The sequence below is a fragment of the Oleiphilus sp. HI0061 genome, from assembly GCF_001635675.1.
Map to the genome: position 1 here is coordinate 1 of NZ_LWFE01001875.1, position 19,968 is coordinate 19,968.

General features: G+C 42.9%; 13 protein-coding genes and 4 pseudogenes. 11 read left to right on the forward strand and 6 right to left on the reverse strand.

The window, feature by feature from the left end; genetic code table 11:
• Window positions 1–458: pseudogene (locus A3735_RS28440) on the reverse strand (type 1 glutamine amidotransferase); the annotation flags it as partial.
• Window positions 459–632: 174 nt separating this feature from the next.
• Here A3735_RS28440 and A3735_RS28445 point away from each other — a divergent pair.
• The 4 genes and pseudogenes from A3735_RS28445 to ggt all read left to right on the forward strand — a co-directional run bounded on the left by A3735_RS28445 (window position 633) and on the right by ggt (window position 8,375).
• Complete coding sequence (locus tag A3735_RS28445) at window positions 633–1,997, forward strand: CHAD domain-containing protein (protein WP_082880551.1); 1,365 nt, start codon at window positions 633–635, stop codon at window positions 1,995–1,997.
• Window positions 1,998–2,122: 125 nt separating this feature from the next.
• Window positions 2,123–3,379: pseudogene (locus tag A3735_RS28450) on the forward strand (ABC transporter substrate-binding protein).
• A gap of 147 nt (window positions 3,380–3,526) precedes the next feature.
• A pseudogene (locus tag A3735_RS32745) lies at window positions 3,527–6,532 on the forward strand (transporter substrate-binding domain-containing protein).
• A 52-nt stretch (window positions 6,533–6,584) separates the two neighbouring features.
• Entirely contained in the window at window positions 6,585–8,375 is a 1,791-nt protein-coding gene (gene ggt / locus A3735_RS28465) for a gamma-glutamyltransferase (protein ID WP_068513703.1), read from the forward strand.
• Window positions 8,376–8,379: 4 nt separating this feature from the next.
• Here the strand turns inward: ggt and A3735_RS28470 are convergent, their stop codons facing one another.
• Both A3735_RS28470 and A3735_RS28475 read right to left on the reverse strand, forming a co-directional pair.
• Entirely contained in the window at window positions 8,380–9,135 is a 756-nt protein-coding gene (locus tag A3735_RS28470) for a pseudouridine synthase (RefSeq protein WP_197476044.1), read from the reverse strand.
• Between the two features lie 8 nt (window positions 9,136–9,143).
• On the reverse strand, window positions 9,144–11,189 hold the full coding sequence (locus A3735_RS28475; protein ID WP_068513706.1) for an AarF/UbiB family protein: 2,046 nt from the start codon (window positions 11,187–11,189) through the stop codon (window positions 9,144–9,146).
• 229 nt (window positions 11,190–11,418) lie between these two features.
• On the opposite strand from A3735_RS28475, the gene A3735_RS28480 reads away from it, so the two are divergent.
• From A3735_RS28480 to A3735_RS28500, 5 genes are all read left to right on the forward strand, one after another.
• Window positions 11,419–12,600 carry a cation:proton antiporter gene (locus A3735_RS28480; RefSeq protein WP_068513710.1) on the forward strand — a complete coding sequence of 394 codons (1,182 nt, stop codon included), beginning with the start codon at window positions 11,419–11,421 and terminating at the stop codon, window positions 12,598–12,600.
• Window positions 12,600–12,983: a YchJ family protein gene (locus A3735_RS28485; protein WP_068513714.1), complete on the forward strand. Its 384-nt coding sequence runs from the start codon at window positions 12,600–12,602 to the stop codon at window positions 12,981–12,983. Before A3735_RS28480 ends, A3735_RS28485 begins: the two co-directional genes overlap by 1 nt.
• A gap of 19 nt (window positions 12,984–13,002) precedes the next feature.
• On the forward strand, window positions 13,003–13,857 hold the full coding sequence (locus tag A3735_RS28490) for a DMT family transporter (RefSeq protein ID WP_068513717.1): 855 nt from the start codon (window positions 13,003–13,005) through the stop codon (window positions 13,855–13,857).
• A 111-nt stretch (window positions 13,858–13,968) separates the two neighbouring features.
• Window positions 13,969–14,196, forward strand: a complete 228-nt coding sequence (locus tag A3735_RS28495) for a CopG family transcriptional regulator (RefSeq protein ID WP_068511406.1) — start codon at window positions 13,969–13,971, stop codon at window positions 14,194–14,196.
• Window positions 14,197–14,199: 3 nt separating this feature from the next.
• On the forward strand, window positions 14,200–14,487 hold the full coding sequence (locus A3735_RS28500) for a type II toxin-antitoxin system RelE/ParE family toxin (protein WP_068512156.1): 288 nt from the start codon (window positions 14,200–14,202) through the stop codon (window positions 14,485–14,487).
• Between the two features lie 158 nt (window positions 14,488–14,645).
• Here A3735_RS28500 and A3735_RS29410 read toward each other — a convergent pair.
• Both A3735_RS29410 and sohB read right to left on the reverse strand, forming a co-directional pair.
• Window positions 14,646–14,816: pseudogene (locus A3735_RS29410) on the reverse strand (integrase); the annotation flags it as partial.
• Between the two features lie 149 nt (window positions 14,817–14,965).
• Window positions 14,966–16,000, reverse strand: coding sequence for a protease SohB (gene sohB, locus A3735_RS28505; RefSeq protein WP_068512159.1), 1,035 nt, complete (start codon window positions 15,998–16,000; stop codon window positions 14,966–14,968).
• 307 nt (window positions 16,001–16,307) lie between these two features.
• Here sohB and A3735_RS28510 point away from each other — a divergent pair, with 307 nt between their 5' ends.
• Window positions 16,308–16,622, forward strand: coding sequence for an SCP2 sterol-binding domain-containing protein (locus tag A3735_RS28510; protein ID WP_068507398.1), 315 nt, complete (start codon window positions 16,308–16,310; stop codon window positions 16,620–16,622).
• 147 nt (window positions 16,623–16,769) lie between these two features.
• Entirely contained in the window at window positions 16,770–17,510 is a 741-nt protein-coding gene (locus A3735_RS28515; RefSeq protein ID WP_068513720.1) for a YebC/PmpR family DNA-binding transcriptional regulator, read from the forward strand.
• A gap of 101 nt (window positions 17,511–17,611) precedes the next feature.
• On the opposite strand, the gene A3735_RS28520 is transcribed toward A3735_RS28515, so the two are convergent.
• On the reverse strand, window positions 17,612–19,968 hold a 2,357-nt coding region (locus A3735_RS28520; protein ID WP_304440039.1), incomplete at its 5' end, for an SbcC/MukB-like Walker B domain-containing protein.

The window sequence follows — 19,968 nt, forward strand, 5'->3', positions numbered from 1 at the left end:
ACTGCGAGAAAGTCATTTCTGATGCCACGAAAGACCTGATCTGAAGCAGCATGTTCGGTGAGAGATATTGGGATAGTGCCCATCTCGTAATTTTCTTTGTCATCAATAATTTCACGTCCCAATGCTTGGGCAGCTAACTGAAAACCAAAACAAGATGCAAATACAGGGGTTTCATTTTCGACACACTGTAAAAGCAAGCGTTCAGCGTGAGGCACGAAAGTATATGTTTCAGGCTCCAAGACATTTGCCTCACTGGCTCCACCTACAAATAGTGCATCGTAGCCCTGCGCTACATCTCTCGCAAAGTCTGGCTGATCGAAAACGTTTAATACATCAAATTGGGTGACATCAAGCTTACTGTATCGAGCAAAGCTTTCTAATTCTTCCTGCTTAACTTGCTCGGTTTCCCTGATTTGTAATAATAATATTTTAAGGTCTGATCGTTCTTTGCTGGGCATAGGTACTTTCTTAATCCATGTTTTTTGACATACACCACTTTAGCAAAAACAACGAACAACTGTAAGAATTAGCAAATACAATCAAAACCTTGCAAACTAACTGTCATCTAAAAGGTTTATTATTGAGGAAGAACTTTTCTCACTAACATTTTTGATATTTCTAGAGGCTTTCTGATGAAGCACTTGTATCTCTTACGCCACGCTAAGTCCAGTTGCTCTAAGCCTTCTCTTTCGGATTTAGACAGACCACTGAACAAGCGAGGATTACGTCAGATAGCTATCATGTCTCCTATTCTTGAAGCTGACGGCGCATTACAAGCAAACATCTACTCCAGCAATGCAGAACGTGCACGGCAAACTATTCAGGCAACCCTTACATGCGCTAACTCATTCACTGAAGTCAAAACTGACAAAGATCTATACACGTTTAGCAGGAAGAAATTACTAAAATGGCTGCATAAGCTCGGCGATGATGAAAATGAAGTATTGATCGTTGGCCATAACCCCGCTTTTGAGGAACTTCTCGAGTTTCTATTAAAAACACCCATAAAACGTTTTCCTACCTGCAGCTATGTTCATTTAGAACTTGATACGCCAAGCTGGGCCGCTTTGTCTCCTCTTCAGGCTAAAGTACGACGCTTGATTACGCCCACGTCGGCGAGCTATGAAGAATATATGTGTAAAGTAAACAAAGCAGCTCATGACGCCGAAAGCGATCAAACACAAATCCGGTCTAATTTACTCAAACTACACAAAATGTCCTTGGGCTTATTGCCTGGCTGTCTTGCAGATATAGATTCCGAATTTGTTCATCAATACAGAGTTTGTCTAAGAAAAACCCGGTCAATTGCTAGCATGATTTACACCTTAACAAAAGACAAAACGCTTGATCAGCACCTACGGAACTTAAAACAGCACGCAATGCTCACTGGCGAGCTGAGAGATTTAGACGTATTTCTAAACTACCTTTCAGTCATTTCTGGTGAAGAGCAAGGCACATACGGTGAGGGGCTTTCTCAACTATACCAAGACCTCGAAAAAATACGTCACGAGAAGCTGTTAGCATTCTGTGAATTCGCCAATAGTGAACGTTTTCTTCGAGACAACAAACAATGGAAGCAGTTTCTTAGATCTAGTGAATTTGAACAGCTGTGTGGAAAAACTAATGATGACAAGCTTACTGACAAACAAATTGAGCTATCAGACAATATCAGTCGACTTATGGATAATTTAACCTCAAGCAATCAAGATGACGACCTTCACCATATCCGTAAGCTAATTAAGAAAAGCCGCTACCTCTCTGAGCTTACTGGCTCCAAAACAAACTCAGCCAAACAATCTTACAAAGCCCACCAAGCGCTCTTTGGGCGTTTCCAGGACTTATGCGTACAGTGTGAAATGTTAGGTAGGTATATTGAGCTACAGACTAAGAATGAAAATAAACAAGTGAAGACTTCTGCCAAAAAACTATTGAAGCACCTGCAACAACAAAAGACTGATCAAAAAGAAGTAATTTGTAAGCGAGAGCCTCATCTCTAAACTATTGGCGGATCAGTTTTTGTATAGCAATAGATATAAAACAATTTCTCATCAAAATTCCCTGCGACTTTACGTTGTATGGACTAAACTAAATTCCTGTTAATCCACTATTTTATGAGTTTTATATGCTTTTACGTAAGCTTTTCTGCCTATCCTTGTTAACACTAATCTCACATGCCAGTAGTTTAAGTGCAAATGAAGTCATTATAGGCCTTAACTATCCCGCTTCAGGCCCTTACCAAGTACAAGGACTCGCCCAAGAACGTGCTGCCGATATGGCAGTTGAAGAAATTAATAATAATGGCGGGATACTAGGAAAACCCATAAAGCTTCTTAAAAAAGACACTCAGTCAAAAGCCGCAATATCTACCACAAACGTCGTCCACATGATCGATGACCAGGGCGCAAAAATGATTTTTGGCGGTTCCTCTAGCGCTGTCTCTATTTCAGGTGGCTACGCTGCAAAAGCGCGTGACACTTTATACTTTGGCACGCTAACCTACTCAAATGCCACGACGGGGAAAGACGGTCATACCCACATGTTCAGGGAAAGTTATAACGCCTGGATGGGCGCTAAAGTGCTTTCAAAATACCTAAAGAAAAACTTCAAAGGTAAAGAGTTATTCTACATCACTGCAGACTATACCTGAGGCTGGTCGACTGAAAACTCAATTCGCAAGTTCAGCAAAACCAAAGACAAAAAAGCACACCAGCGCGCACTTGTCCCCTTCCCTGGTGCGACAAAGCAGGACTTCAAGGCGGCCTTAGACGCAGCGAAAGAAGAAGTACCCGATGTATTAGTGTTGGTTTTATTTGGCGATGATATGGCAAAAGCCTTAAAAATGGTCACCGCCATGGGGCTTAAGAAAAAAATGTCTATCGTCGTACCTAACCTGACCTTAGGCATGGCCAAAAGTGCTGGACCTGAAGCAATGGAGGGCGTTGTTGGTGCTTTACCCTGGGCATGGAATATACCAGAACAATACAATTATGAAACAGGCAAAAAATTCGTTGAAACCTTTAGCAAACGCTATGACGCCTACCCTTCTTCTTCCGCAGCTTCGGCATATTCAATTTTATATCAATACAAAGACGCCGTAGAACGCGCAGGCAGCTTTGAAACAGCCAAGGTTAGAAAAGCTCTGGAAGGCCATAAATATTCTTTGTTAAAAGATGAGCAGGAATGGCGAGCTTTTGACCAACAAAATATTCAGACAGTCTATGCTGTGAAAGGTAAGACTAAAGAAGATATTTTAAAAGATAAATACCAGTCAGATTACTTCGAGATTCTAACAAGTATGAGTGGCGAAAAAGCCGCAAGAACCCAGCGCCAATGGAAGAATGACCGATTTAAAGCAAACAAATCATCTATTCTGAATTAGCTCATAGGCCGGGGAAGGCGCTCAAAACAAGGAGCGCTTTGCCTACATTTTACTAGCGTTTGGGAATCACTGTTAAGTGCTTGTATTATTTGGTTTAAAACTAGGTATACATAAGCCCTAACTCTCTACAGAACAATCCGGACGTCTATGAGCAACAAGCAGCATGGTCACCCCCCTAAAAAATCAGTAATAGCAGCTACTCTTTTCCCTAGGATTACGTCTTTTTCTTCACTCACTCAGTGTTTGCAGCTGCTTATATTAGGTTTTATTTTAGCCCCGCTATATAGCCACGCGACGCCCGATAGCTCAATCAACTTAAGCCTGGAAGAACAAGAGTGGTTAGCACTACATCCCGTTGTATCAATAGCATATGATGGTTACTTCCCTCCCTACAGTTTTTTGGACAATGACAAATCTATCGATGGTTTTTCGCCAGAGTTGTTCGGTATTATTTCAAAAAAACTGGGGGTCGAGTTTTCGCCCTATGCAAAAACGCAATGGAAAGAGCTATACGAAGATGCCAAGCAACATAAAGTAGATATTGTGGCAACAATGGTAGAGCGTGATGAACGCAATACCTGGTTCAAGTTCTCTGACCCATATATTCGAAAGTCATTAGTTATTATCACTCGTGACGACAACACAGAGATTGATAGCAAATTTGACCTGAAATATAAAAAAGTTGCTCTGGTTTCTGACTACCAATACGCTAAACGAATTACTAAAGAGTTCCCTACGATTCAACCCTTGAAGGTTGATACGATGCTTGATGCGCTCAATGCCGTGTCTGTCGGTGATGCCGATGCAGCCGTCTCATTTATTGGTGCTGGGCATTATTATCGCACCAAGTATCTGATCTCAAACTTAAAATATGCAGCAATATACGACAGTAATGGCTCGCCTGAGTCGATTGCAGTAAGAAAAGACTGGCCGCTTTTATCTTCAATTCTAACCAAGGCTCTGCGCAGCATTCCCGAAGATCAGCTTCAAGCGCTTCGCTCTAAATGGCTTCCGATCGATTATTTACAAGCCAACAGGCAAGTTCGTCTAAGTCCTGATGAACGTGCTTGGGCAGATGCTCATCCAACTATTAAATTGGGTGTAGACCCGGAGTTCGCTCCTTTTGAGTTTTTTGAAGATGGCCAATACAAGGGTCTGGCCTCGGACTATATTAGCTTGTTAAATCGGCGCTTAAATTTAAATTTGGAAGTCATTCCTGACCTAAGCTGGGCAGAAGTGACCGAGAAAGCAAAAAATAAACAATTGGATGTTATGCCGGCTGTGGGTATGACTGAAGAGCGTAAGAAATTTTTTTAATTATACCCGCCCTTACCTGAGCTTCCATCGTGTCATTGTCACTCAGTCAGATTTTCCCTTTATTTCTGGCTTATCTGACTCAGCACTCATAAAGTCGCTGTTCAGGCAAATTCATCGCACTATGGCTTTGTCACTGAGCAGTCGAATATCCAGCCCCATACATACAAAACCCTGAATGAAGCCTTGCTCGCATTGTCAGGTGGCGAAGTCGATGCATTTGTCGGAAATGTCGCCTCAACTTCTTATTGGATACGAAAACTCAACCTTAACAACCTAAAAGTAGCCGCCCCCGTTTCAAAAGAAAAACAGAGTCTACACTTCGCTATACGAAATGACTGGCCCGAGTTGGTTTCTATTATTGAAAAAGGTCTGGACAGTATTACGGTGGAAGAAGAAGAGGCTATCCGCCAAAAATGGACAAGCATAAAAGTCGACAACAATCAGAGCCTAATGATCGTTCTTCGGATAAGTGCTGCTCTTTTTGTCATCATCATTATCGGTGCGCTTTGGAACATGATGCTAAAGCGTAAAGTAAGACAGCAAACTTCACAGATACTTCGTTCAGCGCATTATGACCAGCTAACCGACCTTCCAAACCGTTTCCTGATCGAAGACCGTTTACGAGAACGCATTAACGAAGCCAAACAGAACAACTCGAAAGTAGCCATGCTTTCGATAGACATCGATGAATTTAAGAAGATTAATGACTCCTACGGGCACAGTGCCGGGGATCAAGTTCTGAAACAAGTTGCTGAGCGGCTTGGCACAACACTAACAGAGGGTGACACACTGGGCCGCCTCAGTGGTGATCAATTCCTGATTATCATCAGTCACTTTAATGATGTGTCCGACCTAGCTTCAACAACCAGCTCCGTATTGGAGCAGTTTCGGGCAGCCTTTCAAATAGATGCGGGTTTATACACTCTTTCGGCGAGCATCGGGATCTCAATTTTTCCTTTTGACGGCGACACATCTGATGAATTACTTAAGAATGCCGATTCAGCAACTCACGTAGCAAAAGAATTCTCTAACGGTTCCTATGCTTTTTACACTAAAGAGCGAAAAGAGAAAGTATCGCGTCAAATTGAGTTAGAGCAAGCACTTCGCGCTGCCTTGGACAAGAACGAAATGTACTTGGTCTACCAAGCAAAGATCGACGCACAAAGTAAACAAGTAATAGGCTTTGAAGCATTATTACGCTGGCACAGCGAGCATCTTGGCCAAGTATCCCCTGCCGAATTTATCCCAGTAGCCGAGAGAAACGGCATGATCATTCCGATTGGTGAGTTCGTAATTCAGCAGTCTTTAGCTGCGCTGGTCGAGCTTAAAGCTCATTACAATGCACGCTGCACAATGTTGATAAACATTTCTCCGGTTCAATTTAACTCACCAAGTCTTATAGATGTCTTGAGCGACACGGTATCCTCCTCGGGCATTGACTATAGTTCGGTAGAAATTGAGATTACAGAAGGCGTTCTGATGTCCAGCCAGAGCAATACGGACTTCATACTTAATAAAATAACTGAGCTAGGTATGAAACTCGCAATGGATGATTTCGGCCAAGGATATTCATCTTTAAGCAGCCTCCGAAAATTCAGCTTTAACACCTTAAAAATCGATAGAGAGTTTATTAACGAACTTCCTTTTTACGAATCTGACTGCAAACTCGTCTCTGCTATTATCCTAATGGCGCACGGTTTGGATATGAAAGTAGTTGCCGAAGGTGTCGAGAGCCAGGAACAAAGCGACTTCTTGCTAGAGTGTGGCTGCGATTCAATACAAGGCTGGCTCTATGAAAAAGCCGAAAAGTTGTCTACCCTGCTCAAGCACAAGTAACGCACTGTTAAGCCGCTCCAGAATAAGAACCTAAGTAAGAGGATATCGCTAAATGAAGTCGCTACTCACCTTCATAACAACACTATCTTTCTATTCTCCTTTGCTTCACTGTCAGCAAGTAAGTGACCTATTCGCTCCAGAGCAAGGCCAAGCAGATAATAAACAACTCAAAACCCAAACAATACGCCCCGCTTCTGACCTTATAAAATCGCGCTATGCAAAAGAGTTTATGGTTGTCAGTGCACACCCGGAAGCAAGTAAAGCAGCCTATAAGGTATTAGAGCAAGGCGGTAATGCCATCGATGCTATGGTCACCGTACAAACGGTACTTGGTCTGGTTGAACCGCAATCCTCCGGTTTAGGCGGTGGCGCATTCCTGGTCTACTATGACTCACAAAATAACAAGCTCACTACCTTTGACGGGCGTGAGACTGCTCCCTTAGACGCTCACTCAGAACTTTTCTTAAAAGAAGACGCTCAGCCAATGGCTTTTTTCGACGCGGTAGTAGGTGGTCGATCAGTAGGCACACCCGGGACGGTTAAACTTTTAGCTGAGGTCCACAAGAAATATGGTAAGAAGAAGTGGCTATCTCTACTCAGCCCTGCGATACAACTTGCCGGAAATGGTTTTAATGTAGGCCCACGGTTAGCGAACGCAGTAAAAAGAGATGAAAAATATTTGAGCAGTGATGATAGCGCATACCAATATTTCTTTCCTGATGGACGTGCGATACAAGCAGGACAGCAACTTAAGAACCCTGCTTACAAAAACACCTTGGTCGCTCTAGCAAAACATGGTGGTGATTACTTCTATAATAGCGATATTAGCCAAACAATCGTTGATAAAGTAAAGCAAGCGAGCAACCCAGGCTTTCTATCCCAGAAAGATTTCTCAGACTATAAAGTGATTGAACGGCAAGCGGTGTGCTCTCCTTACAAGACTTACGAAGTTTGCGGAATGGGGCCACCAAGCTCTGGTGCGACTAGCATTGCGCAAATACTCGGCATCCTAGAGCCTTTCGGGCTGTCACAAAGAAGCTCAAACTCTGCAGAAACATGGCAGCTTATCGCCGATGCCAGCCGCCTAGCGTTTGCTGATCGAGGGCAATATATTGCGGACCCGGCATTTGTAGACTGGCCAAAAGCCATGCTCAACAAGCACTACCTTAGAAGTAGATCAAAGCTAATTACGCCAGGAACAGCCCTGCAAGGTGTATCGCCGGGAGTTCCCGATGCAAAATTTTATGCCGCCTATCAGGCAGGTAAGTCAATCGAAGTCCCCTCAACCAGCCATTTTGTGATCGTTGATAAAGATAAAAATATAGTTTCGATGACCAGTACCATAGAAAATGGTTTTGGTTCCAGACTAATGGTGAATGGCTTCCTTTTAAATAACGAACTCACTGACTTTTCCTTTAGGGCTCACCATAAAGGAAAACTCGTTGCTAACCGTGTTGAACCAGGTAAGCGTCCGCGTTCATCGATGGCACCCACCATCGTCTTTAAAAAAGATACCAATGGCCTCAAACAGCCCTATGTCGCTCTGGGTTCACCCGGCGGTTCACGCATTATTAACTATGTCGCCAACAGCTTAATTGCAATTTTGGATTGGGAAAAGACGCCACAAGAAGCCTTTGATCAGGCGCATATAGTTAATCGCTTTGGTGTGATGGATATCGAAGCAAACAGCTCGGCAGAGAAACTAAAAGACGTCTTTGAAGGCATGGGCTACCAAACAAAAGTGAAAGATTTAAACTCAGGCTTGCATGGGGTGATCTTTACTGAACAAGGCTTGCTTGGCGGCGCAGACAAGCGTCGCGAAGGGCTTGTCTTAGGAAAATAAATACTTATGTTTGCTTGTTGTCTAACTTGAAAGCAGCCTTGGGCCAATTTAGCTTCTGAGGCAGTCTAAAATCATTGCTTTCGCTTAAACTTGTGAGGCTAAAAGCTTCACCTCGAAAGTTCTCATCGGTGATATCATAGCGCTGTCCGAACAAATCAAAGCACATCTTATAAGCATGCAGATAGCCTCTATCAGCCTTCATACCACTATAGCGCTCGTCACCTAAAATTGGGCTCGCTAGTGACTTTAAGGCTACACGAAGCTGATGAGTTTTACCGGTTTCTGGCTTTAATGCAAATAGCCAATAGCCTTCTTTCGTGCTCAGTTCAGTATCTTTATTCAACATCGGGTCGAGCGCCTTGGCGAAAAAACGAGTCACAGCAGGATTAGTTTTTTCTCGACGAAGCAAATAACTACCACGACGCCCTTTAACCATATCACCGGCAACCGCCCCCTGCTTTTTACCTGGTTTCTTAGTACTCAGTGCCAGATAGTACTTTTCGATGGTTTTATTCTGGAGCATTTCACTTATTGCTTTGTTCGAGGCCTGAGTCTTTGCGAAAACCATCAATCCAGAAGTCATTTTATCTAAGCGATGAACAGGGAAAAGCTGCTCAGATTCGAACTGAAGCCTAACCTTTTGCACAATCCCTTGAAGTAGGTCATCACAGTGAAAAGGGATACCAGCTGGCTTATGAACGGCAAGAAGATTAGCATCTTCAAATAGCGTTATTAAGCTTTCATCAGTTTCTGAACTCACCAGCCGGCCTACTGAATTTCTAGTAAAGACATTGGCGCGACAGGGGCAGTTTTTGATTTTAATTGCTCTTGGGCAGCAAAATGATTCGTAGCATAGGGTGAATCTTCAGGCTCAGATAGAATATTCGGCCTAACAATGCGGTGATAAGTAAAACGAAGCGGAAACATCGCTACATCCGCAACAAGATCTTTCGCCATTGTCCAGCCAGAGATATCTTTATAAAGATTATTGTAGGTGCCGACCATAGCAAACAAAGATCTAGATAAGTGTAGATAATCGCTCTTAATGGTCATATCAAGCTGATAGGTATTAGACATTAAATGCAAGGCAGTCTGTAAACGCTGGCGCAAGCCTTCCTGCCCCTCTTCATAAAGGCGAAACATAAAGTCTCTACCCAATGGGGTAACGTTCTTTTTAATCAATGTTTCTTCAAGCGCTGTTTTAATCTCGTCATAGCGTTCCAGGTTTCCTTTTTGGCCCTTACTCATTTGAATAAGAGTCATCGTCAGCATATCAACATCGCCACTCAATACCGACGCCAGGTAACGACCTACCATTCCCCACTTACCACGCATATCGACGGCATTTCCCCAATCAATAAGGAACAACCTGGCATCGAGATCTACCATCACATTTCCAGGGTGAAGATCTCCGTGAAACTCCTGGTGTATCAGAAGATGTTCAAGCATGGTGTATAGGAAATTGTCGGCAAGTTTTCTCTGAAACTTTTTCTTTCGCTTACCACGGTAACGATCTATCGCCTGGTTTATCGCCATGGCATCCTGAAGGAATTCCATTTCAATGATGCGTCCAGTAGCACCGTATAAACCCGGTACATACCATACTGGCGATGCCAGGGCCCGCTGATAGAAACGGTCTTGAATTTCTGCTTCATGTTTAAAATCGAGCTCTTGCTCAAAGCCTTTGGTAAATTCCTTTATCTGTTCTGACATTGCCGCCAAAAACGGCCTCAACTTACTATGAGGTGCCCAGTACTGACTACTGATAAGCATCAGCTCGATGGCCAGAGAACCCATAGCAAACTCACGCTCTAGGTTATGACGTGCCACCTTTACGACGACCGGGACTAGAACCTCTTCATCCCCATGCTGCATTGGTTTCTTAGCAACAAATACTGAGCCAATTGAGCCGGATTTAATCGGGTTATTGACATCAAAACCAAAATATCGGGATTCTGGCTTCTGACCAAACTCCTCATTAAAGGCTTGATAGACCTCGGATGCCGTCATCGGGTCGACATCTTCCTGGAATACTTTTAACTCTTTAGAGATTTCTTCAGGCAGGAAGTCTGAGTTTGCAGCGGCGACCTGCGCCATTTTGATAAACAAAGGGCCGAACTCACGTACCATTTTGGCAACAATTTCTGCCTGTTGTTTAAAGTCTTTTGGGTCTGTTTGCAGGAAGGGTTTTATGTAGCGAATAGCCTTTATCTGTCGCTTAAGGATATGTATGTCGCCACGCAAAACCTGGAGCTTTAATACTATTTCAGACAAGGTTTTCTGATTTATCTTTCGGATATGCTTAATGCTGTTAACGATATCCAGAAGCAAAGGCTCATATGTACGCAAGACTGAACGGACAATATCCAGATTCAGCTCGACAACGCCTTTAAGCTCTGGCGATTCTATCAATTCTTGAAAGAAGCTCCAAAACTCATCAACAACAACTTCAGGAATATCGACTGGGCTGCGCAGAACCGCCTGCTTAACGACATAACCAATAAGATTTTCTGTCGACTCTTCATTGGGGATAATACGATACTTTCGAAGGTACTCCGTCAATGACCTAGAGTGAGATGAAACCGGGTGAAGATATAACTGCTCGAATAAAAGATCGAGTTCGTCGGCTAATTCATCTTGAGTGATCATGCGCTCTGTCATCAAGAGTTTCACAATCGGCACAAAGGCTTTTGGCAACGCGACACTACTCGTCGCCAAGTCGCCAGCCCCTTTAAATACGGAAAAGGTACTGTCCTTGATAGATGGAATATCCAGAAAGCGTTTTTTCTCTTTGGGCATTTTTGGCTTCGACATTATAAACAGAGCACCGTGCTTTCTTAAGCAGAATGACAGATTGATGAGCACAAGATTACCATAATGGCGACTTTCCTGCAGTCATTTGTCAACACAAAAAGCATTGTGACAGAGAGTTAAATTATTGCTTCAAAGCTAATAGCCGTAAATCGTTGCTATACTGCTTAAGAGGCAGATAAGCTTTCAAGTAAATTACATTGTTTTAAGACCCACTGAGCCCCAAAGTACTATGGAACATCTCTCGATTGTCAATTCCTTCTTCCTTATCTTTTCTGGGGCCGCGATCCTTGCTTCAATTGTTTTATATACTCGTCAGCCTATTATTGTCGCCTATATTGCCTTAGGTGCCTTAATAGGCCCTTATGGCTTGCACTATGTGAGCGATGCGCACCTGCTGTCAGAAATAGCAGAGATCGGAATTATCTTTTTGCTGTTTTTATTAGGGCTCGATATGCAACCAAAGAGCTTGATGCACATGTTGCGAAAAGCCACCCTGGTCGCTATTGTCAGTTCCCTAGCCTTCGCCTTTACCGGGTTTATGATTGGAAAAGGCTTTGGCTACAGCTCTCAAGAGTCCGTGATTATCGGCTGTGCGATGATGTTTTCTAGTACGATTATAGGCATAAAGCTTCTCCCTACAACCGTCTTGCATCACCGCCATGTCGGGGAACTTGTTGTGGGTATGCTACTGCTACAGGATTTGGTGGCAATTGTCGTGTTGCTCATATTAGGAGGCAGCGGTACTTCAGCAGATCCGGACAGCAACAGTATCTTTAGCTTCGTTAAAACAATGCTAACTTTGCCATTACTTATCTTTGTCGTATTCGCTACCGTAAAGCATGTCATCCTTAAATTGATATCCAAGTTTGACCGTTTTCATGAGTATATATTCTTGCTGACAATTGGTTGGTGCCTGGGTGTTGCAGAACTCGCACATTACATTGGGTTATCTTCTGAAATCGGCGCTTTTATCGCAGGCATCAGCATCGCGACTAGCCCAATCGCCCAATATATAGCCGAGCATTTAAAACCGCTTCGTGACTTCTTTTTAGTTCTGTTTTTCTTTTCGCTGGGCGCTTCATTCAACTTAGGCTTACTGGCAGACGTTATTCTCCCCTCACTACTACTGGCTGGGCTGATTATTGTTATCAAGCCAGTGATATTCCGTTGGTTGCTTACGCGCAGCAAAGAACCCAATGACATTGCCTGGGAAGCTGGTTTTCGATTAGGCCAAATTAGTGAGTTTTCGTTACTGATTGCCTACCTGGCAACCGCATCGGCTTTGATAGGGACCGAGGCCTCCCACCTTATCCAGGCCACAGCAATACTGACTTTCATCTTTAACTCATATATTGTTATCTTTAACTTCCCCAATCCGATCGCTATTAGCGACAAATTAAGACGAGATTAATGCCCAAAGCTCCTTGCCCCTGTGGGTCTTCCCTGACGTATGACGACTGCTGTGCTCTTATTCATGCTGACATAGCTAAAGCACTAAGAGCCGAGCAGCTAATGCGCTCTCGCTACAGTGCCTTTGTACTTGAGAATGAAGACTACCTTCTAACAAGCTGGCACCCGGACACCCGCCCAAGCAACCTTGATTTCGATTCACAAAGTAAGTGGCTTGGTTTGAAAATTAAAGATACAGTAGCAGGTCTAGAGGATGATAAGGAAGGCCAAGTGTCTTTCGTTGCACGTTATAAAGTGTCGGGCAAGGCTCAGCGAATTGTAGAGAATAGCCATTTCATTAAGCTTGATGGTATTTGGCAGTATCACTCAGCTACTGATAATTAATACTTGCTATGAAGCTTAAATGAATATATATAATAAAGTACTGCTTCATATGCATATCGCCGCATTATTGCTTGGTGGTACAGCACTTTTTTCAAAACTAATTCCCTATGCTGCCTGGGACATAATTGCCTACCGAACTCTGATTTGCGGCCTCACCGTATTTATTGTGGCACTTCTATTCAAACAAAAACTTAGAATTAGCACTTTACCCGTTTTTTTACTCTTGGTGTTTTGCAGCATGCTGTTCACCGTTCATTGGACAGCCTATTTTCAAGCGATGCAGCTGTCGACTGTCGCTATCGGCATGATCTCGATGTTTACCTTTCCTGTCATGACGGTATTTCTGGAACCCTTAATCAATAAAACACGGCTTCATAAAGCCGATATCCTCATGGGTTTGCTGGTTATGCTCGGTGTCTTTATGATCGTCCCGGACTTTACTCTCGAAAACAATGTCACCGCAGGAGTATTGTTTGGTCTTTTATCTGCACTGGCTGTGGCACTAAGAAATATTCTGGTATCAAAGCACCTGTCAGATATTTCCCCTTTCACCATTATGTTTTATCACGCGATGGTGTCAGCCGCAATTTTGCTACCCTTTGCATCTGTCTCGCCAGTGGAAATAAAAACACCCGATCTACTTGCATTAATTCTACTAGGCACCGTGTTTACGGCAATCCCACATACTCAAAAAACATACGCCCTACGCTATCGTTCAGCTAAAAGCGTATCAATGGTGATAAGCCTGCAAGTCGTTTATGGAAGCCTATTTGCATATTTACTTTTAAGAGAAGGAATAGTCTTCAACACACTACTTGGTGGTGGCATTATTTTGTTTGCTGCTTTGTATGAGAGTGTCTTTGCTAAGCACTGAGAGACTTAGTCTAAGTAGTGACTCTGTATCTAACTTATTAAATATTCTGTAGACCATTCACTACAAACCTGGTGTATAATTACACCAGGTTTGTATCGAGGGAGGTGTAAAATGCCGAGACAAAGTATTACGTTAACAGAGCAAAATGATTCTTGGTTGCGAAATCATGTAGATAATGTTCAAGATTACTCTAATAAAAGTGAATTGATAAACGATCTTATCCGCAGCGCGAGAAGGGCTGAAGCAATTAATAGAAAGCTTGAAGATGCAGAATCCAGTGGTTTTGTAAATCAAATGGCATCTGAGATGCTGGCTGAATTCAAGTCAGAACTGAAGTAAGGCATGTTTGAATTTAAGATATCTTCGAATACTAAAGAAGACCTAAAGCGGATATACGCTTACGAATATAGCGAGTTTGGAGAAGCTCAGGCAGATACCTATTACCATGGTTTTTTCGATATGTTCGAGAAAATTTCTATCAACCCATATCTCTTCCAATCAGTTGACCATATTCGCCCAGGTTATAGGCGCTGCTCTTATTGCTCCGATAATATTTACTACCGTGTTAATGGTGCGGTCGTTGAAATAATGGCTATTTTAGGAGGTCAGGATATTGATTGCTGGTTATAGGAACTCTCTAGAGTTAATAAGCGATTACTGAAAGTCGAGGTCTTATTTAAAAGCCAAAATTAATTTACTTATTTTGATGAGCCCTTAATGCCGGCTTTTAAAAAATTGCATAAAAAGGAAGTTACTTAAATTGTAAATAACCGCCTTTTGACGAAATTCTACACCTGAATTCGTTCGGCAAGATCAAGCGCATCATCTACTTCAACCCCAAGATACCTTATAGTGCTGTCAATTTTAAAGTGCCCTAGCAATATCTGAATAGCTCTAAAGTTCTTTGTTTCACGATAAATAATTGAAGCTTTTGTTCGCCTCATTGAGTGGGTGCCATAAGCTGGCTAAATAATGGATACACAGAGCTTCAATGAGCACCAAACTTGCGCACTTTGAAATTACAGGTAAATTGCGGCCCCTGTTTAAACATTCACAAAATAAAAATGGGGCCAGAGTCGCAACCCCGCCCCATCAACGACTTAATTAATTACTTCATACCACGAGAGATATTCAGCTCGGAAAGCAGTTTGGTAACAGACTGTTCAATACCTGAGCTTACCGACATGCCTAGTTTATCCATCAAACTTTTCTTTGCTTTGAATTCCAAGGAATAGACCTCTGAGTCCTGACAGGCTTCTAAAATATATTCATCTGATGTTTTCAAGTCATCAACTAAAGATACTTCCTTGGCTTTAGAACCAAACCAGATATCACCATTGGCAACTGATTCAATATCAACCGATGGACGACGTTCTGAAACGTAGGACTTAAATAACTGGTGAGTATCCTCCAAGTCCGACTTAAACTTCTCTCTTCCTTCGTCAGTATTTTCACCAAACATTGTTAAGGTTCTTTTGTACTTGCCAGCAGTCAGGATCTCATAGTCGATATCATTTTTCTTCAGTACCTTGTTGAAGTTAGGCACCTGAGCCACCACACCAATCGAACCCATTATAGCGAAAGGTGAAGCAATAATCTGATCTGCAACGCACGCCATCATGTAACCACCACTCGCAGCGACCTTGTCTACGCAAGCTGTCAGTTTGATACCCTTCTGCTTAATTCGATCTAGCTGTGCAGAGGCCAAACCATAGGAATGAACCATACCGCCAGGACTTTCAAGCTTGACCACGATTTCATCGGTACCCGGACGTGCAACCAACAGTGCCGCAGAAACGGCTTCTCTGAAGCCCTCAACAGCGCTAGCTTTAATATCACCCTCGAAGCTTAGAACAAACACCTTCTTTTTATCTTCAGTGTCTGACTTCCCCTTACTTTCCTTTTCTTGCTTCTTGAGCTGCTTTTTCTTGTCTTTTAATGCTTCTTTACTCAGCATCGACTCTTCAAGCGTATCTTTGATTTCCTCGTACTTTTCATTCAATTTTTCAATCAGCATTTCCTTGCTTTCAGGCTTCTTGTTTTTTAGAGCTGCACTGCTTGCTGCAGCCATCACTATTAAAATGGCAGCAACAACTGTAATTGTCTGCGCCAAGAAGACACCGTACTCAGTCAAAAATTCCACGCGCTTATCCTCAGGTTTGATATATACAAATAACGAAAACATTATGACCATTGCATTGTTGGGCCATTATTGCCAAATACAAGGGTTTCGTTCAGATATTGTTGGCTACTAATTTACACCTTCACACCATAATTCAAACAAGCGTTCGATTTATTAGTTGACAAGCGTTTTTCGAGTAACTAATCTTGACATCCGTGAAAATCAATACGCTTCACACTCAGGCTAGCTACCTTGCACTATTGAGCTTCAACCTCATGCATATACACGTGTAGCTTAGCGATAATTGATACATAAAAAGGGTATTCTCATGTCTGTAGCTTCTACTTTCGAGACACTAAAAGAAAACTTCAACGCTGACGCAGCTAGCGGCATCGACTTGGTATTCCAATTCAACATCGAAGACGATGACAACTACAGCCTAACTATCGCTGACGGTACATGCGAACTAGCAGCTGGTGAGCACGATGATCCTTCAGTTACTTTGATCATGAACACTGAAACTCTTAAAGGCATCGTTAGTGGCGAAACTGACGGTATGCAAGCGTTCATGGCTGGTCAGCTACGTGCTGAAGGCGACATGATGCTAGCAACTAAGCTAGGCGAGCTTTTCAGCATCGGTTAGTAAGGTCTGCTTAACATGATTAAGCTAAAAAAGCCGCTTCTGCGGCTTTTTTTGTGCGTGACACTTTTTAAACCTTTTACATCACGGTAGTATTCTGTTTCTGAAAACAGTATTCCGATTTCTAAAAATAGTTTGGGACCTTAAAAAATGGGTAGAGCTTACCAAAACCGTAAAGAATCAATGGCAAAAACCGCCGACGCCAAAACCAAGGTATACAGCAAGTATGGCCGCGAGATTTATATGTGCGCAAAGTCTGGTGGTATCGACCCGGACGGTAACCTTTCACTTAGGTCAATGATTGACCGCGCCAAGAAAGATCAGGTTCCTGGTCATGTTATCGAAAAAGCGATTGAAAAGGCAAAAGGTGGTGCTGGCGAAGACTTTGCGACAGCTCGCTATGAAGGTTTTGGCCCCGGAAACTGCATGGTAATTGTTGACTGCCTAACGGACAACCCTAACCGTACCTTCGGTGATGTGCGCCAGTGTTTTACCAAAACCAAGAGTAAAATTGGTGCCCAAGGTAGCGTTGGTCACATGTTTGATCACAGTGCTATTTTCGTATTCAAGTCTGAAGATGAAGACACCGCGCTTGAAGCCTTAATGGAAGCCGATGTTGATGTCAGTGATATCGAGTGTGAAAACGGCGAAATCACGATATTTGCACCTAACACTGATTATTTCAAGGCAAAGCAAGCGCTTAACGAAGCATTCGGTACAGAGAACAAGAACGGTGAAAAGGAAGTAGACTTTAAAGTTGATGAAATCCAGTTTGTTCCACAAACAACGACTGAAATTTCAGGTGACGATATTGCTACCTTCGAAACATTTTTAGATATGCTTAACGACCTGGATGACGTGCAAAACGTTTATCATAGCGCTGAGTTTTAAAACGTTTCTCTTAGGCAGAGGGTTTCACCCCTCGCTAATGCGGAATCCAAAACAAGCCAAGGTGCTTACGTTTCAGTAAAGCACTTTGGCCGCTGCCTACCTTAATCAGCTTGCCCTTTAATCTCATAAGCCTTATCCAAACGGCTGTACCCAAGCCCGCTCATTTTTTTAATATCAATCTGAACAGGTATACGCTCTTTCAAGGCATCTATATGACTAATCACGCCAATCATTTTACCCTGAGAGTTGAGCTGATCCAGTGAATCTAGTGCGATATCCAATGTCGCACGGTCTAGCGTACCGAAACCTTCATCGAGAAATAAACTGTCAATTTGAGTTTTATAGCTAACCAGGTCAGACAAAGCCAGGGCCAGCGCCAAGCTGACCAAAAAGCTTTCACCGCCAGATAGAGTTCGTGTATCTCTATGCGAATCTGCTTGCCATTTATCGACTACCTGCAATTCCAGCCCTTGAATATCACTTCTAACCAGATAATAACGGGCATGTAGCCCCTCAAGCCTTTGGTTTGCGAGTTGTATTAAATAATCTAAGGTCAGGCCCTGTGCAAAGACTCTGAAACGTTTACCATCTTTGGAGCCTATCAAACTATTAAGGTGACTCCAATCATCGTAGCACTGTCGCTGGGCTTCAATTTCTCGCATCAGGTTTTCATGCTTTTGTTTCTGTTCTGCGTTGGTCTTAAGTATCTGCGTTAGTTCACCCTGCCTCTGACTACAAGCTTCTACTTCACTCTCCAGGCCATCAAGTAGCGCTTTGAGCTCTTCGAGTGACAAATTAGGAAGATCTTTAGCTTGTAACTCTTTTAACTGGCTCTGGGCAGTTTTTAGCTCTGCCTCCAATGTTGCTTTAGTTTTTTGTGTTTCTTCTTTTAAAGACACCAAATTCTCGATCTCTACGTCATCAAGATGAGCCTGCTGAAAGCTGGGCAGGTCTTCGAACACGCTATTCTCGAGTCTCTGCTGCCAGTCATGAGCAAGACGATCCAACTGATCTTTGTGTTCAAACTTCTGCTGCTCGAGCTGCTGCTGCTTTCCCTGAAGTGCCGATAAGTTTCTCTCGATCTCAGCTATTGACCCCTGCAAGCCCTGATAGGACAGAAGCCTTTTTTCACAATTTTGAGCCGACTTCTCACGCTCGGCACTTACATCTTTATCGCCGAACAGACGTTTGCGCTCTGCCTTCTGTACAGCAAGCTGCTCCATGAACGACTGCTGTTTCTGTTTCGCCTCGGCAAACTGGGAATTAAGCTCGCTCAATACGGCTTTGTATTGGTCATGTTGCTTTTCGATATCGCTAATTAATCCAAGCTCTGTCTGAAGTAGCTTTGCCTTGTCGTCATACAGCGAACACTCCTTTCGGGTTGTCTCCAACCACTCGCCTAAAGCACTTAAGTCCGGGCTTATCACGACATCATGGCCACTAAGCTTAGCCAGATTTTCTTGTAAAGATTGATCTAGCTCCTGCTCACTACTGCATAAGCTATTGATTTGATCTTGTTTATCTTGGCACTGCTGGCTGATATAGCGATGCTCAGTTTCTTGTATCTCTTTATCTCTTATTAGAGCGTCTAATAAATTCTGTTCTACTTTCTCTTCTTCCTGGCAGGCCTCTAGTGCGCGACGGAGGTTCGATAATTTTTCATATTGATTGTCTATATTTTCAATATCACTTAAGACTTCTTCTAAAAATTGAGGGACACCTTCATCTGCTACAAGCAAACTACAATTAATTTGAGCAGCATAAGTTGCCCAAACCTGCTCGGTTTCCGCCTCTTTTTTCAGTGACTCCTCTGCTCTTATTCTTAACCCTTCAAGTTCCGCACCTTGACGAATTAAGGCTTCCTTCTTGGCAAGTCCCTGCTCTTTTAACGCTTCAGCAACTTTTTCTTGAGCAAGAAGCTCATCATTCGTTGACGAAGACTCAAGCTCGCCATATCCATCTAACATTGGATGATCCACGGAACCACACAAAGGGCAAGCTTCGCCTTCTTTTAATTGTGCTCGGTGCTCACTTAAGCTGACAATACGGTTTTCGAGCAAGACTCTTTCTTTTAATGACAAGAAATACTTATTAGCTTGCTGATAGGCTGTTCGAAGGCTAACAAGCTCAGCCTCAAGGCTTGCTATCGAAGCATCTTGTTTTTCGATAGACGACAGGATTTGTCGACAACTAAGCTTTTGATCCTGCGCTTGCTCAAATATTCTCTTGCACTCGGCTACCGCATTCTTTCTAAGGGAATTCTGTTGAATAAGATTCTCTAACGTTTCCAAACTCAACTGCTTATTAAGCTCTTCTAGAAAGCGATCTAGTGCTGTTTTTGCACTCGAAGATCGACTAAGGAGTTTTTTATGCTCTTGCTCTCGGATAACAAGTTGCGAATTTAATTCTCTTAGGCCTTTTTCCTTCGCCAACTTAACTGCATTGTCGCTTTCAAGCA

Bases quoted from the DNA above. Each gene is read 5' to 3' on its own strand.
- A3735_RS28445 (WP_082880551.1), top strand. From the start codon at position 633: ATGAAGCACTTGTATCTCTTACGCCACGCTAAGTCCAGTTGCTCTAAG.
- ggt (WP_068513703.1), top strand. From the start codon at position 6,585: ATGAAGTCGCTACTCACCTTCATAACAACACTATCTTTCTATTCTCCT.
- A3735_RS28475 (WP_068513706.1), bottom strand. From the start codon at position 11,189: ATGTCGAAGCCAAAAATGCCCAAAGAGAAAAAACGCTTTCTGGATATT.
- A3735_RS28480 (WP_068513710.1), top strand. From the start codon at position 11,419: ATGGAACATCTCTCGATTGTCAATTCCTTCTTCCTTATCTTTTCTGGG.
- A3735_RS28485 (WP_068513714.1), top strand. From the start codon at position 12,600: ATGCCCAAAGCTCCTTGCCCCTGTGGGTCTTCCCTGACGTATGACGAC.
- A3735_RS28490 (WP_068513717.1), top strand. From the start codon at position 13,003: ATGAATATATATAATAAAGTACTGCTTCATATGCATATCGCCGCATTA.
- A3735_RS28495 (WP_068511406.1), top strand. From the start codon at position 13,969: ATGCCGAGACAAAGTATTACGTTAACAGAGCAAAATGATTCTTGGTTG.
- A3735_RS28500 (WP_068512156.1), top strand. From the start codon at position 14,200: ATGTTTGAATTTAAGATATCTTCGAATACTAAAGAAGACCTAAAGCGG.
- A3735_RS28510 (WP_068507398.1), top strand. From the start codon at position 16,308: ATGTCTGTAGCTTCTACTTTCGAGACACTAAAAGAAAACTTCAACGCT.
- A3735_RS28515 (WP_068513720.1), top strand. From the start codon at position 16,770: ATGGGTAGAGCTTACCAAAACCGTAAAGAATCAATGGCAAAAACCGCC.